Origin of the sequence: Paractinoplanes lichenicola, assembly GCF_016785085.1 — a bacterium.
In the GTDB taxonomy this organism is placed as follows: domain Bacteria; phylum Actinomycetota; class Actinomycetes; order Mycobacteriales; family Micromonosporaceae; genus Actinoplanes; species Actinoplanes lichenicola.
In genome coordinates this window covers 627,818-650,463 of record NZ_JAENHO010000006.1, presented here as the reverse complement: position 1 = coordinate 650,463, position 22,646 = coordinate 627,818, and the positions used below count along the sequence as shown (strand labels likewise).

General features: G+C 71.2%; 18 protein-coding genes. 9 read left to right on the top strand and 9 right to left on the bottom strand.

Annotation, left to right across the window (positions count from 1 at the left end):
* Positions 1 to 148: 148 nt before the first annotated feature.
* Both JKJ07_RS24120 and JKJ07_RS24115 read right to left on the bottom strand, forming a co-directional pair.
* Positions 149 to 1,237 (bottom strand): ABC transporter substrate-binding protein, encoded by a 1,089-nt coding sequence (locus tag JKJ07_RS24120; protein ID WP_202993954.1) that lies wholly within the window; start codon positions 1,235 to 1,237, stop codon positions 149 to 151.
* 160 nt (positions 1,238 to 1,397) lie between these two features.
* Positions 1,398 to 4,664, bottom strand: a complete 3,267-nt coding sequence (locus JKJ07_RS24115; protein ID WP_202993953.1) for an ATP-binding protein — start codon at positions 4,662 to 4,664, stop codon at positions 1,398 to 1,400.
* 224 nt (positions 4,665 to 4,888) lie between these two features.
* Here JKJ07_RS24115 and JKJ07_RS24110 point away from each other — a divergent pair, with 224 nt between their 5' ends.
* Both JKJ07_RS24110 and JKJ07_RS24105 read left to right on the top strand, forming a co-directional pair.
* On the top strand, positions 4,889 to 5,512 hold the full coding sequence (locus JKJ07_RS24110) for a helix-turn-helix transcriptional regulator (protein ID WP_202993952.1): 624 nt from the start codon (positions 4,889 to 4,891) through the stop codon (positions 5,510 to 5,512).
* Between the two features lie 16 nt (positions 5,513 to 5,528).
* Positions 5,529 to 6,557 (top strand): S66 peptidase family protein, encoded by a 1,029-nt coding sequence (locus tag JKJ07_RS24105; RefSeq protein ID WP_202993951.1) that lies wholly within the window; start codon positions 5,529 to 5,531, stop codon positions 6,555 to 6,557.
* Here JKJ07_RS24105 and JKJ07_RS24100 read toward each other — a convergent pair.
* The gene (locus tag JKJ07_RS24100; RefSeq protein WP_202993950.1) at positions 6,541 to 8,025 is read right to left on the bottom strand and encodes a DHA2 family efflux MFS transporter permease subunit; all 1,485 of its coding nucleotides are present in this window, start codon (positions 8,023 to 8,025) and stop codon (positions 6,541 to 6,543) included. The genes JKJ07_RS24105 and JKJ07_RS24100 overlap by 17 nt on opposite strands.
* A gap of 450 nt (positions 8,026 to 8,475) precedes the next feature.
* Between JKJ07_RS24100 and JKJ07_RS24095 the strand changes: the two genes are divergently transcribed.
* The gene (locus JKJ07_RS24095; RefSeq protein ID WP_202994048.1) at positions 8,476 to 9,489 is read left to right on the top strand and encodes an NADPH:quinone reductase; all 1,014 of its coding nucleotides are present in this window, start codon (positions 8,476 to 8,478) and stop codon (positions 9,487 to 9,489) included.
* Here the strand turns inward: JKJ07_RS24095 and JKJ07_RS24090 are convergent.
* The 6 genes from JKJ07_RS24090 to pseB are packed head-to-tail and all read right to left on the bottom strand — an operon-like array spanning position 9,467 to position 15,696.
* Entirely contained in the window at positions 9,467 to 10,474 is a 1,008-nt protein-coding gene (locus JKJ07_RS24090; protein WP_202993949.1) for a PseG/SpsG family protein, read from the bottom strand. The genes JKJ07_RS24095 and JKJ07_RS24090 overlap by 23 nt on opposite strands.
* Before the next feature lie 2 nt (positions 10,475 to 10,476).
* A complete protein-coding gene (locus JKJ07_RS24085; RefSeq protein WP_202993948.1) occupies positions 10,477 to 11,202 on the bottom strand; it encodes a cytidylyltransferase domain-containing protein in 726 nt (241 codons plus the stop codon).
* A complete protein-coding gene (locus JKJ07_RS24080) occupies positions 11,199 to 12,689 on the bottom strand; it encodes a class I SAM-dependent methyltransferase (RefSeq protein WP_202993947.1) in 1,491 nt (496 codons plus the stop codon). Before JKJ07_RS24080 ends, JKJ07_RS24085 begins: the two co-directional genes overlap by 4 nt.
* Positions 12,686 to 13,537 (bottom strand): hypothetical protein, encoded by an 852-nt coding sequence (locus JKJ07_RS24075; protein WP_202993946.1) that lies wholly within the window; start codon positions 13,535 to 13,537, stop codon positions 12,686 to 12,688. Before JKJ07_RS24075 ends, JKJ07_RS24080 begins: the two co-directional genes overlap by 4 nt.
* Before the next feature lie 3 nt (positions 13,538 to 13,540).
* Positions 13,541 to 14,665: a DegT/DnrJ/EryC1/StrS family aminotransferase gene (locus JKJ07_RS24070; RefSeq protein WP_202993945.1), complete on the bottom strand. Its 1,125-nt coding sequence runs from the start codon at positions 14,663 to 14,665 to the stop codon at positions 13,541 to 13,543.
* A complete protein-coding gene (gene pseB / locus JKJ07_RS24065) occupies positions 14,665 to 15,696 on the bottom strand; it encodes a UDP-N-acetylglucosamine 4,6-dehydratase (inverting) (protein ID WP_202993944.1) in 1,032 nt (343 codons plus the stop codon). The genes JKJ07_RS24070 and pseB overlap by 1 nt, the downstream gene beginning before the upstream one ends.
* A 142-nt stretch (positions 15,697 to 15,838) precedes the next feature.
* Here pseB and JKJ07_RS24060 point away from each other — a divergent pair, with 142 nt between their 5' ends.
* The 6 genes from JKJ07_RS24060 to JKJ07_RS24035 are packed head-to-tail and all read left to right on the top strand — an operon-like array spanning position 15,839 to position 22,606.
* The gene (locus JKJ07_RS24060) at positions 15,839 to 16,084 is read left to right on the top strand and encodes an acyl carrier protein (RefSeq protein ID WP_202993943.1); all 246 of its coding nucleotides are present in this window, start codon (positions 15,839 to 15,841) and stop codon (positions 16,082 to 16,084) included.
* Entirely contained in the window at positions 16,077 to 16,814 is a 738-nt protein-coding gene (locus JKJ07_RS24055) for an SDR family NAD(P)-dependent oxidoreductase (protein ID WP_202993942.1), read from the top strand. The genes JKJ07_RS24060 and JKJ07_RS24055 overlap by 8 nt, the downstream gene beginning before the upstream one ends.
* Positions 16,811 to 18,040, top strand: a complete 1,230-nt coding sequence (locus JKJ07_RS24050) for an AMP-binding protein (RefSeq protein WP_307834377.1) — start codon at positions 16,811 to 16,813, stop codon at positions 18,038 to 18,040. The genes JKJ07_RS24055 and JKJ07_RS24050 overlap by 4 nt, the downstream gene beginning before the upstream one ends.
* Positions 18,037 to 19,074 (top strand): LuxE/PaaK family acyltransferase, encoded by a 1,038-nt coding sequence (locus JKJ07_RS24045; protein ID WP_202993941.1) that lies wholly within the window; start codon positions 18,037 to 18,039, stop codon positions 19,072 to 19,074. Before JKJ07_RS24050 ends, JKJ07_RS24045 begins: the two co-directional genes overlap by 4 nt.
* A complete protein-coding gene (locus tag JKJ07_RS24040; RefSeq protein WP_202993940.1) occupies positions 19,071 to 20,258 on the top strand; it encodes an acyl-CoA reductase in 1,188 nt (395 codons plus the stop codon). The genes JKJ07_RS24045 and JKJ07_RS24040 overlap by 4 nt, the downstream gene beginning before the upstream one ends.
* Before the next feature lie 5 nt (positions 20,259 to 20,263).
* The gene (locus JKJ07_RS24035; RefSeq protein ID WP_202993939.1) at positions 20,264 to 22,606 is read left to right on the top strand and encodes a hypothetical protein; all 2,343 of its coding nucleotides are present in this window, start codon (positions 20,264 to 20,266) and stop codon (positions 22,604 to 22,606) included.
* Positions 22,607 to 22,646: the final 40 nt, after the last annotated feature.

Below are 22,646 nucleotides of genomic sequence, written 5' to 3'. Positions count from 1 at the left end.
TCTCCTTCGAAAGAGTGAGCCGTGCGGGGACGCACACATACTGACGTGATCGCACACGAGCCAGCAATAGACGAACGTCAATGTTTCTTAACTGCGCGGAAACGACCGCGGTACGGCGAGGATCGCCCGCCGCACCGCGGTCGTCTGCTCAGTAGGCGGCGCTGATGTCCGTCTTGGCGTTGTCCGTGCCGTATTGCCGGTCCTGGATGATGATGTCCTGACCGACCGGCTCGCCACCGAAGAACTTGGTCGCGGTCTCGAACGCGAGGGGGCCGAAACGCGGGTTCGACTCGATCACCGCGGACGCCCAGCCATCCACAATGGCCTGCACAGCGCCCTTGGTGCCGTCGATCGACACCACCTTCACGTCACCGGCCTTCTTGGCGGCACCCTTGAGGGCGGTGATGGCGCCGAGGGCCATCTCGTCGTTCTCCCCGTAGATGCCGTTGATGTCCGGGTTGGACTGCAGTAGTTGCTCGGTGACTTTCTGCCCTTCCTCGCGCGAGAAGTTGCCCGTCTGTTCGAAGACGACCTGGATGTCCGGCGCGACCTTGGCGATCTGGTCCTTGAAACCGCTCGTCCGCAGCGTGGTCACGTTGTTGCCGGGCGAGCCGAGCAGGATCGCGACCTTGCCCTTGTTGCCCATCGCCTTGGCCATCTCGTCGGCCGCGCGCTTGCCCTGCTCGGCGAAGTCCGACCCGATGAAGGTCAGGTAGTCCTTGCAGGCGGCAGCGTTGATCTTGCGGTCGATCGTGATGATCGGCACCTTCTTGGCCGACGCCTTGGCGAAGACAGAGTCCCAGCCGTCCGAGTTGAGCGGGGCGATGACCAGCAGCTGGACGCCCGAGTCGATCATCTGCTCGACGTCGCTGATCTGCTTGTTGAACTGCGAGTTCGCGTTCGTCGTGGTCAGGTTGGTGATCCCGAGCTTGGCCGCCTCGTCCTTGATGGACTGCGTCTCGGCGATGCGGAACGGGTTCGCCTCCTTCTCCGACTGCGAGAAGCCGACCTTCGCCGTCTTCAGGTCGATCTTGGTGCCGCCGTACTGGTCCAGGGTGCACGTCGGGCCGTCGGCGGCGGCCGACTGCACGACCTGGGCGCCGGCCGAGGGGGCCGCCGCACCCGACGACGCCGTGCCGTCGTCCTCGGACTTCGCGCACGCGCTGGCACTGAGGAAGAGAAGGGCCGCACCGAAAATCGCGGCCGCCGGCCGCCAACGGCCGGGGGAAACGCTCATGACCGAGCTCCTTAGTGGTGGATGTGACACCGGGGAGTAACCACCTGGAAACACATTCACGCACTATCGAACTTTTTCTGTCAAGGCATGGGCGCAGACCCGCGCAATAACGAACGTGTATCAAAACCGTCGATGCGCGGATCTGGCGCTCCGAACAGGATCAAACCACGGATGTCGATGTGCGCGCGACGTCCCACCGCGCCGACATCGAGGCGAACAGGCGCCGGGCCTCGTCGGGGCGTTCCCCGCTGAGCAGCGCGGCGTCCTCGAGCGCGGCGGCCAGCTCGAGCACCCGGCCGACCTTGCGGTAGTGCGCGGCGGCGGCCAGGGCCGGGGCCGGATCGCCGAGCAGCAGCGCCTGGCAGCGCAGGTTGGCCGCGTACGCCCGGGCCGGCCGCACCTCGCGGGCGGCCTCGGCGGCGCAGATCGCGGCGGCCCGCTCGGCGATGTCGGGGCGGTGGTGGCGCTGGGCCAGCCGCAGCACGTCGGGCAGCCACTGGTGGCGCAGCATCATCGGCGCGTACGCCGGTTGCAGCAGCGGGCCGAGCAGGTCGAGCGCCTCGGCCGGCCGATCCTGCTGCTCGGCCGCGAGCGCCCGCGCGACCAGCAGGAAGTCGCAGTTCTCGCGCTCGGCCTCGCTGGCCGGCACGGCGTCGGCCGCGCCCAGGTGCGCCGCGGCCAGGTCGGGGGCGTCGCGGTGCAGGGCGATCAGGGCGGCCACGCCGTGCAGCAGCATGGTCACCGCGCCCGGCTCGCGCCGGCCGTGGAAGGTGATGCCCGGACCGTCCTCGGTGACCGCACCGACCTCGGCCAGCGCCTCGTCCCAGCGGCCGAGCCAGTAGTCCTGAACCGCGGCCGCCACCTGCAGGCCGGGCGGCGCGGTGCGCAGCGTCTCCTGGGCCTCGTCGAGCCGGTCGAGATTTTGCAGCGAGAACAGCCGGTTGTCGAGCAGGTCGACATAGGTGTCGGCCAGCCCCGGGCGGTCCCGCACCACGTCGAGCGCCCGGTCCACATGCTCCAGCGCGCGCTCGTGATCGCGCCGGATCGAGCTGGTCAGCCAGATCGTCTGCAGGGCGAACGCGGTCTCGTAGGGCTGACCGGCCGCCTGCGCCTCGTCGTGCACCGCCCGCGCCCGCCGCTCGGCCGCGTCCAGGTCGTCGAGGTCGCCGCGGCGGATGTTGGCCAGCAGCACCCGGTGCCGGGTCCGCCAGATCGCCGGCACCCGCTCGTCGTCGGCGGCGTCGCGCAGCATCGCCTCGGCCTCGGCCGTCTCGCCCCGGCGGTGGCGCATCGTGGCCAGCAGCTGCCGCATCTCGGCGCGATCGGCCGGGTCGGCGGCCAGGCTCATCGCCTCCTCGGCCTGGTTCTTCGGCGAGCGGCCCTGCCGATACTCGAGCCGCACCAGGGCGACCAGCAGCACGCCGCGCTCCTCGGCCGAGGGCAGCTCGGTGGCGAGCGTCCGGCGGATCAGATCCCCGGCGATCTGCGGCGCCCGGCGCACCACGGCCGCGTGATGGGTGACCAGCCAGTTCAGCACCCACGAGTCGACCACCGGGGCCGAGGCGTTGAGCTGCTCGGCGACCCGGGTGAGCGGGCTGCCGCCGGCCGCGAGCACCTCGGCGGCGTGCCGGTGCAGGCCCGCGCGCAGGGCCGGCGGCACGCTGGCGACCAGCGCCTGCCGCAGGAACGGATGCCGGAAGGCCAGGTCGGTGCCGCTGTCGACCAGCACGGCGGCGGCCAGCGCCTCCTCCAGCGCGCCGACCAGGTCGAGCGCCGAGCGCCCGGTCACCGCCACGACCTCGCTGACCGAGAACTCCGACCCGAGCAGCGCGGCCAGCCGCAGCACCTCGCGGGTCTCGGGGGACAGCACGTCGAGCGCCGCGTGCACCGCGTCGAGCAGGGTCTGGGGCGGGTCGACGGTCACCTCGGGACCGATGTCGGCCCGCCCGCCGCTGATCTCGACCGCGTCGCGCTGCCGCAGCGCCGCCACCAGCTCGCGGGCGAAGAGCGGGTTGCCCCCGGACCGGGCGGCCAGCGCGCGCAGGTTGTCGCCGGGCGGGGCCCCGACCAGGGCGGTCACCATGCGGTCGAGGTCGGCCGGGGCGAGCGGGCCCAGGTCGAGTGGCATCCGCTGGCGGGCCAGGACCTTGCGGCGCAGGTCGGCCTGGTGCGCGTCGGGCCGGGCCGCCGCGACCAGCAGCAGCGGCAGCTTGCCGACCAGGCCGAGCAGGCGTTCCCAGACCCGTACGGTGGCGCTGTCGGCCCACTGCATGTCGTCCACCACCAGCACCAGCGGGGAGGCGGCGCAGGCCGAGCGCACGGCCGCGACGATCTGGTCGTCGACCGGCTCGGCCCCGGTGCCCAGGCCTAGGGCCCGCGACAGCACCTGCAGCGGCACGCGCGAGCCGAGCTGGTCGGCCGCACCCCAGGCGACCCGGCAGCCGAAGCGGGCCGCGTCGGCGAACGCGTGGGTGAGCAGCTCGGTCTTGCCGATGCCGGGCTCGCCCGAGATCCACACCGCGTTCCCGGCCCCGGCCGCGACCGCGCGCACGAGGCCGCGAAGGTGATCGATCTCGGCCACCCGGCCCACCCAGGAGCGGCCGCCCAGGCCGTCCCGCAGCGCCTTGGCGATCGGGGTCGGCACCACCGTGCGGTGCTCCTGGCCGGGGCGGCGGGTATTCGAGTCGCGATCGGCGCCCCCCGACAGCAGCTGCCGCTGCAGCGAGCGCAGCGCCGGGCCCGGCTCGATGCCCAGCTCGGCCACGAGTGTGCGGCGGGCCGTGCGGAACACCTCGAGCGCCTCGCCGTGCCGCCCGGCCCGGTGCAGCGAGCGCATCAGCAACTCGTGCAGCGGCTCGTGCAGCGGGTGATCGCGGACCAGCGCGGTCAGCTCGGCGACCAGGCCGTCGTCGCCGCCGGCCTCGAGCCGCAGCCGGGCCCGCTGCTCGGCCGCGGCCAGCCGGAGCTCGGCCAGCCGCTGCCGGTCGAGCTCGAGGAACGGGCCGGCCAGGGTCGCGTACGCGTCGCCGCGCCACAGCGCCAGCGCCTCGTCGAGCCGGGCCACGGCGCCGGTCGCGTCCCCGCCGGCGAGCAGCTCGGCCGCCGTGGCCCGCAACCGCTGGAACCGGGCCGAGTCGAGGTCGTCGGCGTCGACCCGCAGCTGATAACCGCCGGAGCCGGTGCTCAGGTTGGCCGGGTCGAGCGCGCGGCGCAGGCCCGAGACGTACGTGTAGATGCTGCCCACGGCGGTGGCCGGCGCCGAGTCGCCCCAGATCGCGGTGATCAGCTCGTCGCGGCCCACGACCCGGCCCGCGTGCGCGGCGAGCACCGCGAACACCGCCCGCTGCCGCGCCGGGCCGAGCTCGATCTCGTGCTCGGCGATCCAGGCGCGCACCGGCCCCAGCACGCTGACGCGCACGTTCGCCACGTGTCCTCCCGGGTCGTTGGTGTCAACTTGAAGGGAGACGGGCCGGGTGTCAATGGATAACACAAACCGCACGGACGGGCACTCCTCGGCCGTCGTCCTTCCGCACCGCTGCCGGCCTCTGCTGAACTGGTTCATCGGCCACCGGCGGGCGATGAAGAATCCGTGAAGGTTCCCTGAAGGCCCGTTTCCGACACTGGCTTCCCTGACGTAAGTGGGGAGGCACCATGGAACAGACCCGGGTCGCCGTGCAGGCGACGGACCCGCTCAGTCACGCCGGTCTCGCCGCGTTGCTCCAGTTCCGCGGTGACCTCACGGTGTTGCGCAATTCCCAGCGCGCGGAGGCCGACGTGCTGGTGGTCGCGGCCGAGCGGCTCACCACCGAGGTGGTGGCCACCCTGCGCCGCTCGAACACGGAGACCACCGCGCCGGTCGTGCTGGTGGTGTCCGAGATCGACGAGGGGGATCTGCTGACCGCGGTCGAGTGCCGCGTGGTCGCGATCCTGCCCCGCGGGGCCGTCTCGGCCGACCGGCTGGCGCACAGCGTGAAGGCTGCCGCCTGCGGGGGTGGGGTGCTGCCGCCCAACCTCGTCGGCGAGCTGCTCAAGCACGTCGAGCGGATGCAGCGCGACGTGCTCACCCCGAACGGGCTGAACGCCTCGGGGCTGACCCCGCGCGAGATCGACGTGCTGCGGCTGATGGCCGACGGCTTCGACACCAACGAGATCGCGGGCAAGCTCTGCTACTCGGAGCGAACCGTCAAGAACGTCATCTACGGGGTCACCCACCGGCTCAAACTGCGCAACCGGTCCCACGCTGTGGCATATGCGCTTCGAGCGGGGATGATCTAGGAGTTGGATCGGGGGCATGGACGCTCCCACCAAATTGAAGCCCGGCGATCGCGTCGCCGTCGTCTCGCCCTCGTGGGCCGGCCCCGGGGTCTATCCCGCCACCCACGAGCGGGCCCTGCGCCGCATCCGCGACGAGCTCGGCCTCGAGCCGGTCGAGTTCCCCACCACCCGTACGCCGGGGGCGCCCGCCGCCGACCGGGCCGCCGACCTGATGGCCGCGTTCGCCGATCCCACGATCCGGGCCGTGTTCGCGGCGATCGGCGGCGCCGACCAGATCACCGTGCTGCCGCATCTCGACCCCGCGCCGTTTCAGGCCGACCCCAAGCCCTACTTCGGCTACTCCGACAACACCAACCTGCTCAACTGGCTGTGGTCGCACGGCGTGGCCGGCTATCACGGCGGCTCGACGATGGTGCACCTCACGCGTCGCCTCGACCCCGCACACCTGACCTCGCTGCGGGCCGCGCTCTTCGAGACCGTGGACCTGCCGATCACCCCGTTGCCCGAGTTCAGCGAGGAGGAGTCGGACTGGGCCGACCCGGCGTCGCTGGACACCCCGCTGGCGGCGGTGCCCAGCCCCGGCTGGAGCTGGCACCGGCCCGACACGGTCGTGACCGCGCCGACGTGGGGCGGCAACCTCGAGATCTTGCACTGGAACCTGGCCGCCGGCCGGTGGATCCTGCCCAACGAGCGCTACGCCGGCTCGATCCTGCTGCTCGAGACGTCGGAGGAGATGCCGCCGGCCGAGGAGGTGTTCCGCATGCTGCGCAACGCGGGCGAGCGCGGCCTGCTCGAACAGTTCCCGGCCGTGCTGGTGGCGACGGCCAAGGCGGCCCTGTTCGGCGAGCCCGCGTCGGCCGAGGAGCGCGCCGAATACCGCGACGACCAGCGTGCGGCCGTGCTCAAGGCGATGGCGGCCTACAACCCGGCCGCGATGGTCGTCTTCGGGATCGATTTCGGACACACGACGCCGCAGTGGATCCTCCCGTACGGGGGTCGCATGACGATCGACGGGCCGAACCGGACGATCACGGCGCACTTCTGACCGACTCGCGGGACTGCACCGGCGGCGCGCACGGGTCGCAGAACGAGCGCGCCGGGGTGTGGGCCTGCAGCCGGCTCGGCACCAGCAGATAGGCCAGCACGGCGCCCGCCACCATCAGGCCCGCGCAGATCAGCATCGTGTTCCGATACACCGGGTGCAGCTGGCCCGCGTCGGTCAGGCTGCCGCCGCCCAGCCCGGCCGCCAGGGGCAGCACCGCCACCGAGAGCAGGCCGGCCGCCCGGGCCACGGCGTTGTTGACCCCCGAGGCGATTCCCGCGTACGAGTCCTCGAGCGCCCCCAGCGCGGTGGCGGTCAGCGGCGCCACGAGCGTCGACAGGCCCAGCCCGAAGATCAGTACCGCGGGCAGCACGTCGGTCCAGTAGTTCGCTCCGGCGCCGATGCGCGACATCAGGACCAGGGCGACGGCGCAGATCAGCGGGCCCACGGTCATCAGGATCCGCGGCCCGGTGCGCTGCGAGAGGGCGCCCGCGCGGGCCGACAGCACCAGCATCATCGCGGTGGTCGGCAGCAGCGCGATCCCGCTGGTCAGCGGCGTGAAACCGGAGACGACCTGCAGGTTGACCACGAACAGGAAGAACACCCCGCCGTTGGCCGCGTAGACCAGGAACGTGACCAGGTTGGCCCCGCTGAACGCCTTGTTGCCGAAGATCCGCATGGGCAGCATCGGATGCGGCGACCGCCGCTCGATCAGCACGAACGCGACCATCGCGCCGACCCCGATCGCCAGCGACACCAGCACCATCGGGTCGCCGGGCCCGTGTTCCGGCCAGGCGGTGAAGCCGTACGTCAGCCCGGCCAGCCCGGCCGCGCCGGTCAGCACGCCGAGATAGTCGATCCGCCGGGCCGCCGCCGGGTTGCGCGACTCGGGCACATGCTTGGCCGCGACCAGCAGCACGAGCACGGCGATCGGCACGTTGATCAGGAAGATGTACCGCCAGTCGCCGACCTCGACCAGCCAGCCGCCGAGGAACGGGCCGGCCGCGCCGCCGATGCCGCCCAGCCCCGACCACGCGCCGATCGCCTTCGACCTGTCCTCGGCCGCGAAGGAGGCCTCGAGGATGGCCAGCGCGCCCGGGGTGAGCAGGGCGCCCCCGATGCCCTGCAGCACCCGGGCGGCGATCAGCATCTCGATGTTCGGCGCGATGCCGCACAGCAGCGAGGCGACCGCGAACCAGCCGATCCCGAGCATGAAGACGCGCTTGCGGCCGTAGCGGTCGCCGAGCGAGCCGCCCAGCAGGACCAGCGAGGCCAGGCTGAGCGCGTAGCCGTTGACCGTCCACTGCAGGCCGGCGGCGTCCGAGCCCAGGTCACGGCCGATCGCGGGTAGCGCGATGTTGACGACCGTGGAGTCGATGAAGGCCAGGCTGGAGCCGAGCACGGTGGCCAGCAACACCCATCGCCCCGCGGGCGTGCTGTACCGCACCGGCGCCCCGGCAGTGAGATCCATGCGGCGACCCTAACGCCGTACGGGGGCTCGGGGGATCAGTCATCTTGCTGTCCTTGACCCACATCACTGCGCACATGCGCTTGAGCGAACCGGCTCACCTCGGTGGCCGAGCAGGAGGTCGGCGCGCTCGTCGGAACGAATCGCCGGCTACCTCGGTACCCCGGCCGCTGATATGGCGGCAGCCCCGGACGGGTGGGGGCTTGTGGGAGGCTGCGCTCGCCGCGCCCGGCCGGGTGGATTCGGCTTTTGGGCGTCACCACTCACGCAGGTCGCCTGGGTGGGGTGAGCGTTCTGGGCGCGGCAGCGCCCTGCTCGGCCCGCCCAGGTCCCGGCGGGAGCGACGGTCTGCAACCCCCCACCCCGCTACGACACCCGGCTCTTGAGGTTGATCTTCGGTGGTGAGGGCGTCGAGCTTCTCCCGCACGGAAACGTGAAAGGGTGGGATGCATGATGCGTGCAGCCGTTTTCAGCGAGCCAGGTCCCGCGTCCGTTCTGCAGATCGTCGAGCGGGATCTGCCGCCCGCCGGGCCCGATGAGGTGCGGGTGCGGATTGTTTTGTCCGCGGTCAACCCGACTGACACCGGCACCCGGGCCGGTAAGGGAGTGCCGGACGGGGTGAAACCGCCGCGGGTGCCGAATCAGGACGGCGCGGGCGTGGTCGATGCGATCGGGGACGGTGTGCAGGGGCTGGAGCCCGGCGATCACGTGTGGGTGTGGGACGCGGGTTATGGCCGTGAGAACGGGACCGCGCAGGAGTATGTCGTGCTGCCCCGCCGGCAGGTGGTGCGGATGAACGAGGGTGTGCCGTTCGAGGTGGGGGCCGATCTGGGGATTCCGGCGCTGACCGCGCACCGCTGTCTCACGTTGGCCAGCGACGGGCCGGCCCGGCTCGAGCCCGGCGCCCTCGACGGCCGTACGGTGCTGGTGGCCGGGGGTGCGGGCGCGGTCGGCAACGCCGCCATCCAGCTGGCCAAGTGGGCCGGCGCGACAGTGCTGACCACCGTCTCGTCGAAGGAGAAGGCCGACCTGGCCACGGCCGCGGGGGCCGACGCGGTGATCAATTATCGCGAGGAGGACGTGGCGGCGCGCATCCGGGAGCTGAGCGAGACCGGGCCGAGCATCGTGGTCGAGGTCAACACCGAGAATCTCGCGCTCGACCTCGACGTGATCGCCCCCAACGGCAACATCGCCATCTACGTCGCCGGCAAGGTGGCCATCTCCAGCTTCAAGGCCATGCTCAAGAACGTCAGCCTCGACTTCGTGCTGACCTACACGACCTCGGAGGAGGAGAAGGACAACGCGGTCGCCGCCGTCGCCGAGGCCGTCAACGCCGGCGCCTTCCGGGTGGGGGAGGACGCCGGGCTGCCGATTCTGCGCTACCCGTTCGAGCGGATCGCCGACGCCCACGAGGCCGTCGAGCAGAACGCCGTGGGCAAGGTCGTCATCGAGGTGACGCAGCCTTAGCCAGCAGCGCGTCGGCCACGCGCTCGACTCCGCGGCCGTCCACCGCCGACCAGGCCCGCTGGGCCAGCTCGGTGCGGGCGGCCGCGTCGGTCAGCAGCCGTTCCAGCGTGTCGACGGCGTCCACGCCCAGGTGACCGAGCCGGCCGAGACCCGCGCCGAAACCGCGGGCGATCGTCCGGTCGTACCCGAGGATCTGGTTGTCGACCACCCAGACCAGCGCCGCGGGCAGGCCGAGGCAGAGCAGCTCCCACGTCGACGTGCCGCTCGCGCTGACCGCGAGGTCGGCCTCGGCCAGCAGCTTCGGCAGGTCGTCGGTGGGCGGGATGATGTCGAAGCGCTGTCCCTCGGCCGGCACGACGGCGTGCAGCTCGTCGCGCAGGCTCTCGTTGGCCCCGATGATCGTGGCGTCGAACCGCGCCCCGGTCTGGGCCAGCAGCACGGCGATCTCGGGCGCGGCCCGATAGGCGTCGGTCCCGCCGAAGAAGGCCACGACCTTGGGCGTACGGGCGTCGGTGTGCACCGGCGGCGTGGTGGGCCGCAGCGAGCGCACCGAACCGCGCAACAACGCGTAGTCGAGCCCGGCCAGGCCGAGCGCGCCGTCGACCTCGACGACCGAGTCCAGATTCTGGTCGACGTAGATGTCGGCCGTCTGCCCGCGGAAGTCGCCGTCGACGATGGCCAGCACGGGCTTGCCGGTCGCGCGGACCGCGATCGAGTGCTCCGGCGGCAGCGTGTACGAGTCGATGACCAGCGCGTCGAGCTCGGCGACGGCCGCCACCAGCCCTTCCGGGTCGGCGGGCGGCGGTGACCAGGGCAGGCCGCGCCGGGTGAGCTGCGACTCGGCCCACTCCACGCCGCCGAGGTCGCTCAGGAAGCGCACCCCGGCGCCGCGGGAGACCAGCTCCTCGGCCAGCGCGACACAACGGACGAGATGCCCGACGCCGGTGCGGGCACCGGCGTCGCAGCGAATACCGACAACTGTCACCGTTACGCCTGGACCAGGGCCTTCTGCAGGACGTGGGCGTTGAGCTCGATCAGGTCGGGCCGGCCGGCCAGCCAGTTGGCCAGCTCGCGCACCGAGATCGGCTCGTCGCCGAAGTGGCCGACGATCGCCTCGATGAGCTTCCAGTCGTCCTCGGTGTCGAGCGTCAGCCGCAGGTGCGACAGGTCGGGCTGCATGGTCAGCCCGATCACGTCGAAGTCGTCGGCGTGCGTGTAGATGTACGACGTCACGTGCGTGCGGTGGTGCTCGGTGGCCAGCGCGTCCACGGCCCGCAGCACCGGCGTGCGCACGACCTCGACATCGAGCCCGCGAGGCAGCGTACGGGTGATGGAAGTGGTCATGTAGTCGACGCCGGACGCGGTGAACACGCGGTGGGCCAGCGCGACCAGGTGCGGGTCGAGCAGCGGGCAGTCGGCGGTGAACCGCATGACTACGTCGCTCTCGTGCTGGTCGAGCACGCTCAGGAACCGGGTCAGCACGTCGTCGACCGGGCCCCGGATGCAGGGGATGCCGATCTCGGCGCACTCGGCCACGACCGCGTCGTCGGCCGGCTCGATCGTGGTCGCGACGACCAGGGTGTCCAGCACGCCGCTCTGCTGGGCGGCGCGGACCACACGCTCGAGGACACTGCGGCCACCGAGCTTGCGCAGCACCTTGCCGGGAAGGCGCGAAGAGCCCATCCGGGCCTGGATGATGCCGAGGGTTGTCATTTAAGTCCTTTTCGAAGGCGATTCCGTGCCTTGCGGGCCACCCCGAAGCCGATCTTCGCGACCCGGAAGCTCACCGTGCCACTGAAGAGGGCGACCTGTTTACGAAGCTTGTTAAGTTCCTTGTCCCGCTTGTTGAGCTCGCGTTCGTACCACTGGGCGCGGGAGGTGGCGTCGGCGATCTGCCGGCGCAGCGCGCGCAGCTGCTCCTCGTGCTCGCGGCGGGAGTCGGGCAGGGGGATCTCGTCCTCCGCCGGGACGGGCGGGACGTCGTCGGGCAGGCCCGCGGCGCCGTGCAGGACCGAGGTGAGGGTCGGCAGGTCGGTGGCGGCGGGCCAGGGGTGTGCGTAGCCCCCACCGAGGAGCGTCTGGGCGAACCGGCGGATCACGTCGGTCTGCGGGGGAATGCTGGGGTCGAGCACTGCGAAGGCGTCGTGGTGGACTACGACGTTGTCGGCGGTCGTCTCGGGCAACGCGGCGGCCCAGCCGGTGAGCAGGCGCCGCAGGACGGGCAGGTCGTGGCGGAGGGCCGCGCCGAGCAGCAGCTCCTCGAGCAGGCGGCCGGTCGGCAGGGGGCCGGCCTCGCCCTCGCCGGTCAGCGGCCGGCGGGCCCAGGCGCCGTCGGGGCCGGGCGCGATCTCGACGATCGGGCCGTCGCCGGCCAGCACGGGCGGCAGGGCCAGGGCGGCCGCGGGCCGGGGCGCGCGGTGGGCGACGACCAGCCAGGCGGCCGCGAACTCGGGGCCCAGGCCGCCTCGGACCGCGGCCGCGGCGAGCCGGCGGGGGTCGCTGAGGACTGCCTTCTCCACGTACGCGGAACCGACCGCGCTCGCGGCCACGGCGGCCAGCACGTCGGCCGGGCCGTCCTGCAGCGCGTTGGGCGTGGCGATCAGCGTGGGTGCCTCGGGCACCGGCCAGGCCGAGCCCAGCCAGTCGATCGCGAGACCTTCGGCCGAGAGCTTGCCGGCCAGCCGGGTCGGGTTGCCGGGCTTGGTGTCGAACTCGCCCAGCGGGCGCCACGCGCTGTCGGTCTGGGCCGAGGTGGCGGTGGTGGGGTCGACGAGCCGGTGCACGCCCAGCTCGTTCTCGACGGCCAGCAGCAGGGTGCCGCCGGGGCGCAGGGCGCGCTTGAGGGCCTGCAGGCTCGCGGCCCAGTCGAGCTGCTCGTCCTCGACCGAGCAGAGCCGGTCGAGACCGTCCAGGGCGACCACCACGTCGTACTTCTCAGCGGCGGGCAGCTTGGCCAGCGTGCCGCAGAGGACGGTGCGGCCGCGGGCGTCGAGCTCGATCGCCTCGGGCTCGGAGCGCACCAGGCAGGTGACCGCCGACCGCTCGGCCAGGGCATCGATCAGCTGGTCGGTGTGCGGACCGGCGACCAGCACGTCGGCGCCGGCCGGGAGCTGGTCGGCCAGGTAACCGAAGAGGGCGCCCCCGGCTCGCGGGCGGTCCTCGGTGAATGAGGGCATCTCGCCCCCGATCATCTCCATCATGCGGGCACTGCCTCCGTCTCGGCGGATTGGGCAGTGTAGTACCCCGTCCACCCCAGCATCGCGCGCAGCTCCGCGGGTGACGCCAGGTAACCGTCTCCCAACTCGCTCAGGGCCGAGGCGCGGGCGGCGGCCGCGTCGAGGTGCTTGCCGTGCAACTCGGGCCAGCTGCGCCGGATGCGGTCGGCGGTGGGCCGGTGCTCCTTGTCGAGGTGCATCGGGTCGCCGTAGACCGCGCCCTCGCAGCCCGCCGCGATCCCGTGGAAGATCGCACTGCTCAGCCGGTTGGACGCGACCCGCTTGTGCCTGCGCAGCTCGGCCAGCTGGTTGTCGAGGAAGTCGATGTCGGTGTCGCGCCACTGATAGCCGCGGTAGCCATGGCAGATGACCCGGCCGTATTTCTCGTAGGAGGCGCGTACGGCGTCGTTGCGGAACTCGTGCCAGTAGAGGCAGAAGGTCACCGGGCCGCCGCGCTCGGTCTCCATGATCTCTTCGACCTGGCGCTCGTGGTCGCCCGCGATGTGCTGGCCCTCCCACCCGTGGAAGGGATACCAGATCGTGCCCTCGCGTTTTTCCTCTTCCACCGAGGGGCGCATGGTCAGCAGATAGAGGAACGGGGCGCCGACGACCGTGGCCTGGCGGCGCCCCATCGACCAGGCGCGGCGCCGGGTCTGCTCGGAATAGACGAAGATGGGCCGGCCCGGCACGTAAGGCGTGCCGGCGCCGAGCCCGTCGACCACGTTCCACCCGTGCTGCAGGTAGCCGTTGATCCGGGGCGGATGCTCCCGATCTAGCCCGCAGTACTCGGCCAGGATGTGCGCGTGGCCGTAGAAGTGGTTGGCGTGGTGCACCCGCTAGCTCCCGAGGATGTTACGCAGCGTCTCCACGACGCGGTCCTGATCGGCGTCGGAGAGATCGACGAAGAGCGGCAACGATAGCTGTTCAGCGTAGAAGGTCTCCGCCACGGGGCACATGCCCCGCTGGTAGCCCAGGTCGGCGAAGACGGGGTGCCAATACACCGGGATGTAGTTGACCTGCACGCCGATCCCGGCCTCGCGCATCCGCTCGAAGACTTCACGCCGACGACCGTCCAACACCCGTACGGGATAAAGGTGACGCAGCGGGTCGACGCCCTCACGCTGGATCGGCAGCCGGAGCCCGGGCACGCCGGCCAGCAACTCGTCGTAGCGCGCGGTCAGCTGCTGACGACGGGCCTTGAAGGCGGCCAGCCGCTTGAGCTGCGAGCTGCCCAGGGCGCAGAGCACGTCGGGCAGCCGGTAGTTGTTGCCGAACTCGTGCACTTCCTGGTGCCAGGGGCCCTCGTCGGGGAAACGCATCAGGCTCTTGTCGCGCACCAGGCCGATCGTGCGGAAGGTGCGGGCCCGCTGGAGCAGGTCGGGCCGGATCGACGCCACCGCGCCGCCCTCGGCCGTGGTCAGGTTCTTGGTCGGGAAGAACGAGAACGTCGTGAGGTCGGCCAGCGTGCCCACCGGGCGGCCGTGGAACGTCGTGCCGATCGAGTGGGCGGCGTCGCCGATGAGCACAGCGCCGACGCGCTCCGAGATCTTGCGGAGCGCGTCGTACTCGGCCGGGTGGCCCGCATAGTCGACCGCGGCGATGGCCTTGGTGCGCTCGTTGGCGAGCTCCTCGACCGCGGCCGGGTCGATGTTCGCCGTCTCGTCCTCGACGTCGGCAAATACGATCTTGGCGCCGAGCAGCGCCGCCGAGGATGCCGTGGCCACGAACGTCATCGGAGTGGTGATGACCTCGTCGCCCTGGGTCACGCCGGCCGCCGCGTACGCCGTGTGGAGCGCGGTCGTGCCGTTGGTGACGGTGACCGCCGGGGCGCCGGCGACCGCCTCGATGTCGGCCTCGAACTGCGCGACCCGGGGGCCCGTGGTCAGCCAGTCGCTGCCGAGGGCGGCGACGACCGCCTCGACGTCGGACTGATCGATCGACTGCCGCCCGTACGGCAGCATCAGTTCTCCTCGAGCAGCTTGCGCATGTCCTCGACGGAGAGCCAGAGGTCGTTGTTGTCGGAGCGGTAGTTGAAGCCGTCCGCCACCTCTTCGCCGCCCTCGGGGGTCTCGTAGCCCCAGCTGGCCACGACCGGCTGCACCACGTAACGGTCGGGGAAGCGCAGCGTGCGACGGCTGTCGTCGGAGGCGATCATCTCCTCGTGGAGCTTCTCGCCCGGCCGGACGCCCATCTCGTGGGTGGCCGAGTTCGGCGCGACGGCCTCGACCAGGTCGAGGATGCGCATGCTGGGGATGCGCGGCACGAACAGCTCGCCACCCTGCATGGTGTCGAACGAGTCGACGACGAACTTCACGGCCTGGGGGAGCGTGATCCAGAAGCGGGTCATCCGCTTGTCGGTGATCGGCAGGCTCTTGCCCTCGGCGGCGAGCTTGCGGAACAGCGGGACGACCGAGCCGCGGCTGCCCATGACGTTGCCGTAACGAACCACCGCGAGGCGGGTCGGGTGGGTCGCGGCGTAGTGGTTGCCGGCGATGAAGAGCTTGTCGGCGACGAGCTTGGTCGCGCCGTACAGGTTGATCGGGCTCGACGCCTTGTCGGTGGAGAGCGCGACGACCTTCTTGACGCCCTTGTCGATCGCGGCGTCGATCACGTTCTGGGACCCGTTGATGTTCGTCTCGACGAACTCGGACGGGTTGTACTCCGCGGTGTCGACCTGCTTGAGCGCGGCCGCGTGCACCACGTAGTCGATGTTGTGCATGGCCCGCTCCAGGCGCGCCTTGTCCCGGATGTCGCCGAGGAAGAAGCGCAGCCGCGGGTCGTCGCCGAACATCTGCCGGACCTCGTACTGCTTCAGCTCGTCCCGGGAGAACACGACGATGCGCTGCGGGTCGAGGTGGGTCAGGGCGTAGTTGAGAAACGCCTTCCCGAACGACCCGGTAGCACCGGTGACCAGGATCGATGATCCGCTGAGTACAGACACTTTGATTTTCTCCCGGGGGGTGGGACAGGACGCAGTACGAGCCGGAAGCATAACCAGCCGACCAGCAGATTTCTGAGTCAACCCGAAACGCAAACCTTAGTTCACCCGGTGTTCAGATAGCATTGCTCAACGGTTAACCGAGTGCGACGAGGTTAAGAATCCTCTGTTCACCCAGCCCCTTTGGAGAACCCCTGTGAGTGACCTGCAGAGACTGCGCGAGGCGTTCCGCACCGCACTGGACCTTCCGGCGGATGCGCCCGTGGACGACCTGCAATACCAGGACAACGAGAAGTGGGATTCCCTCGCTCACATGTCCCTGGTGGCGGCCATCGAGGACGAGTTCTCCGTGATGATTGACACAGACGACGTCATCAACATGTCGAGCTTCGCCGAGGCGACCCGCATCCTCGGCAAGTACGGGGTTGACTTCAATGAGTGATCGGGTGGCCCTGGTAACAGGCGCCTCCCGCGGTATCGGTCGTGCCACCGCAACGCGTCTCGCGGAGCGAGGGCACGACCTCGTGCTGCACGGCCATGGCGCCGATGCCGTGGCCGCAGTCGCCGAGGAACTCGCCGGTAAGTATGGCGTGACGGCGGTCAGCGGCCACGGTGACATTGGCGACCCCGCGACGGCCAAGGCGCTCGTGCAGCTCGCCTTCGGCACCTTCAAGCGGCTGGACGCGCTGGTCGTCAACGCCGGCACGCACGCGGCCGGCATGCTCGGCATGACCGACGACGCGACCATCCAGCGCCTGTTCGCGGTGAACTCGGCCGGCGCGGTCTACACCCTGCGCGGCGCGGCCCGCCTGCTGGCCCGGGGTAAAAATCCGGCCGTGGTCCTGGTGTCGTCGATCACCGCCTCGCGCGGCATCGCCGGCCAGGCCGTCTATTCGGCCTCCAAGGCGGCCGTAGCCGCCCTGGCCAAGTCGGCCGCCAAGGAGCTCGGCAAGCAGGGCATCCGGGTCAACGCCGTCGAGCCCGGCTTCATCGCCACCGACATGCTCGACACTCTCGACGAGAAGGGCCGCGAGGAGCGCATCGCCGACACGGCGCTGGGCCGGCTGGGCGAGGCCGACGAGGTCGCCGACGTGATCGCGTTCCTCCTCTCCGAGCAGGCCCGGTTCGTGACCGGCCAGGTGCTCGGGGTCGACGGAGGACTGACGCTGTGAACCTGTTCCACCCCGGTGCCCGCGTGATCGACGCGGCCACCGGCGAGACGCTGACCGAAGACATGATCGAGGCGGCGGCCGCCGCCCTGGCCTCCGAGCCGGGCGGGGTGGTGTTTCACCCGTTCGAGACGACCCTGCCGTCGATCGCCCGTTATCTGGCGGCGTTCCGGTTGGGCCGTCCGATCGTGCTGCTCGACCCCGACGGCGACCACGCCGCGCTGGCCGAGCGCTTCAGCACCACCGAGGTGCACCCCGACCTGGCGCTGCTGCTGACCACCAGCGGCTCGACCGGCAACCCGAAACTCGTGCGGCTGAGCGCCGGCGCCGTGCGGACGAATGCCGAGCAGATCGCGTCGGTCCTCGGCATCACGGGAGAATCGGTGGCCGTCACGACGCTCCCGCTCTTCTACTCGTACGGGATGTCGGTCCTCAACTCGTACCTGCTGACCGGCGCGACGGTCGTCCTCGAGCGCACCGGCATCATGCAGCGCGACTTCTGGACCGCGGTCAACGAGCACGGCGTGACGTCGATGGCGTTCGTGCCCTCGCAGTACGAGATGCTCCGCCGGCTGCGCTTCGACCCGGCGAAATACCCCACGCTGCGCACCCTGACCCAGGCCGGCGGGCGCCTGCGGGCCGAGCTGGTGACCGACTTCGCGCAGCGGATGGCGACGGTCGGCGGCTCGCTCTACGTGATGTACGGCCAGACCGAGGCCGCGCCGCGGATGGCCACCCTGCCCCCGGACCGCCTGGCCGAGAAGGCCGGCTCGGTCGGCCTGGCCCTGCCCGGCGGCGCGTTCGCCATCGAGGACGACGAGGTCGTCTATCGCGGCCCCAACGTGATGATGGGGTACGCCGACACCGCGGCCGATCTCGCGCTCGGCGACGTCCAGGGTGGCGCGCTGCACACCGGTGACCTCGGTCGCATCGACGACGAGGGCTTCCTGTTCATCACCGGCCGGATCAAGCGGATGGGGAAGGTCTTCGGCGTCCGGATCAACCTGGACGACGTGGAGAAGAACTTCCCGGTCACGGCCGTGGCGGGCGACGACAAGCTGGTCGTCTTCGCCGAGGGCATTTCGGACGACGAGGCACGCGGCCTCCGCGCCAAGATCGCCGAGTGGCTCGGGACACATTTCTCCGGCGTCGTAGTGCGTAGTGTTGACGCGCTGCCGTTGCTGCCCAACGGCAAGACGGACTATCGGGCGCTGGAGTCTTCGTTGTGAGTGTCTTCACCCTGCCTCAGGCGGCGAAGGAGGAGGTCCTTCTCAAGGAGCTCTCCGCGCTGACCGAGCATCACCGGGAGAACTGCGAGCCGTACGCGCGGATCCTCGCCGCCTCGGGCTACCAGCCGGCGGCCTCCGTCGCGGGGCTGCCCTGGCTGCCGGTGCGGCTCTTCAAGAACCTGGAGCTCAAGAGCATCCCGGACGACGAGGTGTACAAGGTCCTCACGTCCAGCGGCACCACCGGCGCCGAGGTCAGCAAGATCTACCTCGACAAGGCGGCGGCGGCCGAGCAGACCCGCAAGCTGGGCGCCACCGTGCAGAGCGTGCTCGGCCCCAAGCGGCTGCCGATGATCCTGGTCGACACCAAGGCGATGCTGAAGGACCGCAAGTCGTTCAGCGCCCGCGGCGCCGGCGTGCTCGGCATGTCGAACTTCGGGCGCAACCACGTGTGGGCGCTCGACAACGAGGGCCACGTCGACGTCGAGGCGCTCAAGGGCTTCCTCGAGCAGTACGGCGACGAGCCGTTCCTCATCTTCGGCTTCACCTACCTGGTCTGGCTGCACCTCTACGAGGTCGCCAAGGACAACGGGCTCGACCTCAGCAACGGCATCCTGATCCACTCGGGCGGCTGGAAGAAGCTGGTCGACCAGGCCGTCTCGCCCGAAGAGTTCCGCAACCGGCTGGCCGGGGTCGGGCTCACGAAGGTGCACAACTACTACGGCATGATCGAGCAGATCGGCACGATCTTCCTCGAGGGCCCCACCGGCGGCTCGCTCTACTGCCCCGACTTCGCCGACGTGGTGATCCGTGACCCCGAGACCTGGGCCGAGCAGCCGGTCGGCAAGCCGGGCCTGATCGAGGTGATCAGCACGCTGCCCACCTCGTACCCCGGCCACGTGCTGCTCACCGAGGACCTCGGCGTCGTGCACGGCGTCGACGACGGCGACTGGCCCGGCAAGCGGTTCTCGGTCATGGGCCGGCTCCCGCGGGCCGAGGCGCGCGGCTGCTCCGACACGTACCGGGAGGCGGCGTGATCCAGTATCGCTTCGGCGTCGAGGGCGACCTGACCGCCCCCTCCGACGACCGGCTCACCGTCGGCGACCCCCGGGTCATCGACTTCCTGGGCAAGCTCGCCCGCAAGCTGCTGGCCCCGGCCGTGGCCCGGCGGCACCCCGAGCTGGGCTCGCTCGGCTTCTTCCTGCGCCCGGCCGAGCTGCACCGCACGGTCGAGCACATGCGTCAGGGCGACGCGCTGGTCTTCCCGCGCGGCAACGTCTTCCACATCCCGCCGGCCAACGTCGACACGATCTTCGTGTATTCGTGGGCGCTCTCGGCCCTGGCCGGCAACCACAACGTCGTCCGCATCTCGGAGCGCTCGGCGACCGCGGCCGACACGATCCTGGGCGCGCTCAACGAGGTGCTGGCCGACGCCGACCCGGTGATCGCCCGCACCCAGCGCATGATCACGTACGGGCGGGACGACAAGGTCACCGCCGCGCTCAGCCAGTGGGCCGACCTGCGCGTGATCTGGGGCGGCGACTCGGCCGTGGAGGCGATCCGCAGGCACCCGCTGCGCCCGTCCGCCCGCGACCTGACCTTCCCCGACCGTACGTCGTGGGCGGCGCTCTCGGCCGACGGCTGGCGCGCGGCCGACCCGGCCCGCAAGCGCGCGGCGGTGCTCGGGTTCACCAACGACTCCTACTGGTTCGACCAGGCCGCCTGCTCCTCACCCCGTACGGTCTTCCTCGTGGGGGAGAACACCGACGACGTGCGCGCCGAGTTCATCGACCTGCTGCTGGGCATGGTCGGCGAGCGCGGCTGGGAGATCGACGCCGCGATGGCCGTCGAGAAGCGGGTCAACGCGTACGGGATGGCCGCGACCGGCGCGATCTCGGCCATGGAGTTCCCGGCGAACTCGGTCACCGCGATGTCGCTGATCACCGTGCCCGACGCGCCGCGCCGCTGGATCGGCGCCGGCGCCTTCCCGTTCGCCGAGGTCGGCTCGCTGCTCGACCTCGTGCCCGCGATGAACCGGCAGGACCAGACGTTCAGCCACTTCGGGTTCACCAGCGAGCAGCTGCGGGAGTTCGCGCTGGCCCTGGGCGGGCGCGGCGTCGACCGGATCGTCCCGTTCGGCCAGGCGCTCACCTTCGGCTCGATCTGGGACGGTTACGACCTGCCGCGCGAATTCACCCGGTTGACGACTCTCGTAGAGTGACCGCCGTGCTCGATACCGCCGAGGCGCCGCCCGCACCGCAGCCCTCGGCGGATCCCGGACCGCGTCCGATTCCGGCCCGCCGCCGCCTGCGGTGGCCGCTGGCGATCCTGCCCTGGATCTTCCCGGCCGTCACGCTCGTGCTGGCCCTGCTGAACACGGGCGTCTCGGGCCGGGACATCGCGCTGTACGCGTTCTATTTCGCGGTCGACATCGTGCTGCCCGGCACGCTGGTCTATCGGGCGCTGCGCGGCAGCCGGGGCAACGTGCCCGAGGATCTCGGTCTCGGGGCCGCCACCGGCATGCTGATCATGCTGGCGGGCTGGGCGCTGTGCGCGTTCCTGGGCACCCAGGTGCTGCTGCCGTGGTGGCCGGCGCTGATCATCGCGCCGTTCCTGGCCGTGCCCAAGCTGCACAGACACTGGCGGGTGAGCCGGCCGCGGCCCCTCCCGCTGCGCTGGTCGTGGATCGTCGCCGCCGGTCTGGTGCTGCTGGTCGCCGCGGAATACCCCGCCTTCGCGGCCACGCCGCTGCCACCCGCGGGCGGCACGATCTATCAGGACCTCTGGTATCACCTGGGCCTCGTGCACGAGATGACCCGCTCGATGCCGTTCCAGGTGCCGCAGATGGCCGGCGACTCGCTCACCTACCACTACCTCTCCGATGCCGACATCGCCGCGGCCAGCATGATCACCAAGATCGACCCGGCCGTGGTGCTGCTGCGGCTGTGGATCATGCCGGTGGCCGCGACGGGGCTCCTGGTGCTGGCCGCGCTGACCCGCGCGCTCAGCGGCAAATGGTGGGCGGGCGCGCTGGGCGGGACGGTGGGAATCCTCGGGCTGCCGCTGTTGCTGGGGTCGGCCATCACCGCGCTGGGCATCAACCCGGTCAGCTTCTACAGCCCCTCCCAGACGTACGCGATCCCGCTCCTCGCCCTGCTGCTGATGCTCGCCGTCGACGTGTTGCGGGGCCGCGGCCTGGGCTGGTCCTGGCTGCTGGTCTTCCCGCTGGCCCTGGCCTGCGCCGGCGCCAAGTCGAGTGCGCTGCCGCCGTTCCTGGCCGGGCTGCTCGCCGCGACCGTGCTCGTCGCCTTCCGATACCGCCGACGCCTGCTGCCCACCCTGTCGCTGCTCGGGCTCACGCTGGCGGCCGTGGTGCTCGGCTTCCGGCTCTTCGCCGGCGGCGGGGCCGGCACCCTGGGCTTCCAGCCGCTGGCCATCCTGTATTGGGTGGTGCCCTATCGCTCGACGATCGGCTACCAGGACGTCATCGACAAGAACGTCTTGATCCCGTACGGGGTGGAGCACACGGGCACCGCGGGCCGCGCCTTCATCGCCGGGGTGGTGCTCTGGTGGTTCGTCATGCAGGCGCCGCGCATGCTGGCCCTGGCCGGCATCGCGGCCCGGCCCACCCGCACCGAGCCGGCGATGTGGCTGCTGGCCGGCATGACCGCGGCCGGCGCCGGGGCGACCTTCCTGCTCTGGCATCCGTCGGCCAGCCAGGTCTACTTCTTCATGAGCGCGGCCCCGTTCGGCACGGTCGCGGTCGCCTGGCTGATGGCCGCGACCGCGCGGAGCTGGCGACCGGTGCTGGCCGGGGTGCTGGCCGGCGGCGTCTGGGCGCTGATCGCCCCGCAGATGGTCGCGCCGCGGGTCGACCGGGTGATCCGCTGGGCCCTGGTCCTGGCCGAACCCCTCGTCCGCACGGCGATCGTGGCCGTCTGCGTGGCCGCGATCGCGCTGCTCCTGCGCCGCGTGTTCACGGGCCGCACCCCGTGGCGGGCGCTCCCGGCCGGTTTTCTGGCCGCGGTGCTCGGGGCCGGGCTGATCGGCGGCGCCGAGCGCCAGTTCGACGAGGTCGAGGCCGCCCTCTCCGGCGTTTCCCGGCCCGCCACCGACAACCCCGGCAAGATCCTCGAACCCGAGGAGATGCTGGCCGCGCAGTGGCTGGCCGACAACACGGGCCGGGACGACGTGGTGGCCACCAACGTGCACTGCACGCCGATCGACTGGACCTCCGGCTGCGACTCCCGGGCGTTCTGGGTGACCGGGCTGGGCGGGCGCCGGGCGGTCATTGAGAGCTGGGGCTACACGGACGCGGCGCTGGCTCTGGACGGGGTCAACGGCGAGCGCTACTCGCGGCAACAGGCGCCCGACTACGAGCGTTTCATGCTCAACGAGAAGGTCTTCGCGAACGGGCAGGAGGCCGACATCGCGGAGCTCAAGCGGCTCTACGACGTCAAGTGGCTCTTCGCCGACGACCGGGTGGCCGGGGTCGTGTCGCCCAACCTGGCCCAGGTTGCCAAGGTCCGGTTCACGTCGGGCCCGGTGACGATTTATGAGTTGCGCTGACCTCTACGGTGGGGTTAACCCTACCGTCGATCGGGCGGCG

Coding starts and splice junctions, on each gene's coding strand:
- JKJ07_RS24120 (WP_202993954.1), bottom strand. CDS start 1,237: ATGAGCGTTTCCCCCGGCCGTTGGCGGCCGGCGGCCGCGATTTTCGGT.
- JKJ07_RS24110 (WP_202993952.1), top strand. CDS start 4,889: ATGGAACAGACCCGGGTCGCCGTGCAGGCGACGGACCCGCTCAGTCAC.
- JKJ07_RS24105 (WP_202993951.1), top strand. CDS start 5,529: ATGGACGCTCCCACCAAATTGAAGCCCGGCGATCGCGTCGCCGTCGTC.
- JKJ07_RS24100 (WP_202993950.1), bottom strand. CDS start 8,025: ATGGATCTCACTGCCGGGGCGCCGGTGCGGTACAGCACGCCCGCGGGG.
- JKJ07_RS24095 (WP_202994048.1), top strand. CDS start 8,476: ATGCGTGCAGCCGTTTTCAGCGAGCCAGGTCCCGCGTCCGTTCTGCAG.
- JKJ07_RS24085 (WP_202993948.1), bottom strand. CDS start 11,202: ATGACAACCCTCGGCATCATCCAGGCCCGGATGGGCTCTTCGCGCCTT.
- JKJ07_RS24080 (WP_202993947.1), bottom strand. CDS start 12,689: ATGATGGAGATGATCGGGGGCGAGATGCCCTCATTCACCGAGGACCGC.
- JKJ07_RS24070 (WP_202993945.1), bottom strand. CDS start 14,665: ATGCTGCCGTACGGGCGGCAGTCGATCGATCAGTCCGACGTCGAGGCG.
- pseB (WP_202993944.1), bottom strand. CDS start 15,696: ATGCTTCCGGCTCGTACTGCGTCCTGTCCCACCCCCCGGGAGAAAATC.
- JKJ07_RS24055 (WP_202993942.1), top strand. CDS start 16,077: ATGAGTGATCGGGTGGCCCTGGTAACAGGCGCCTCCCGCGGTATCGGT.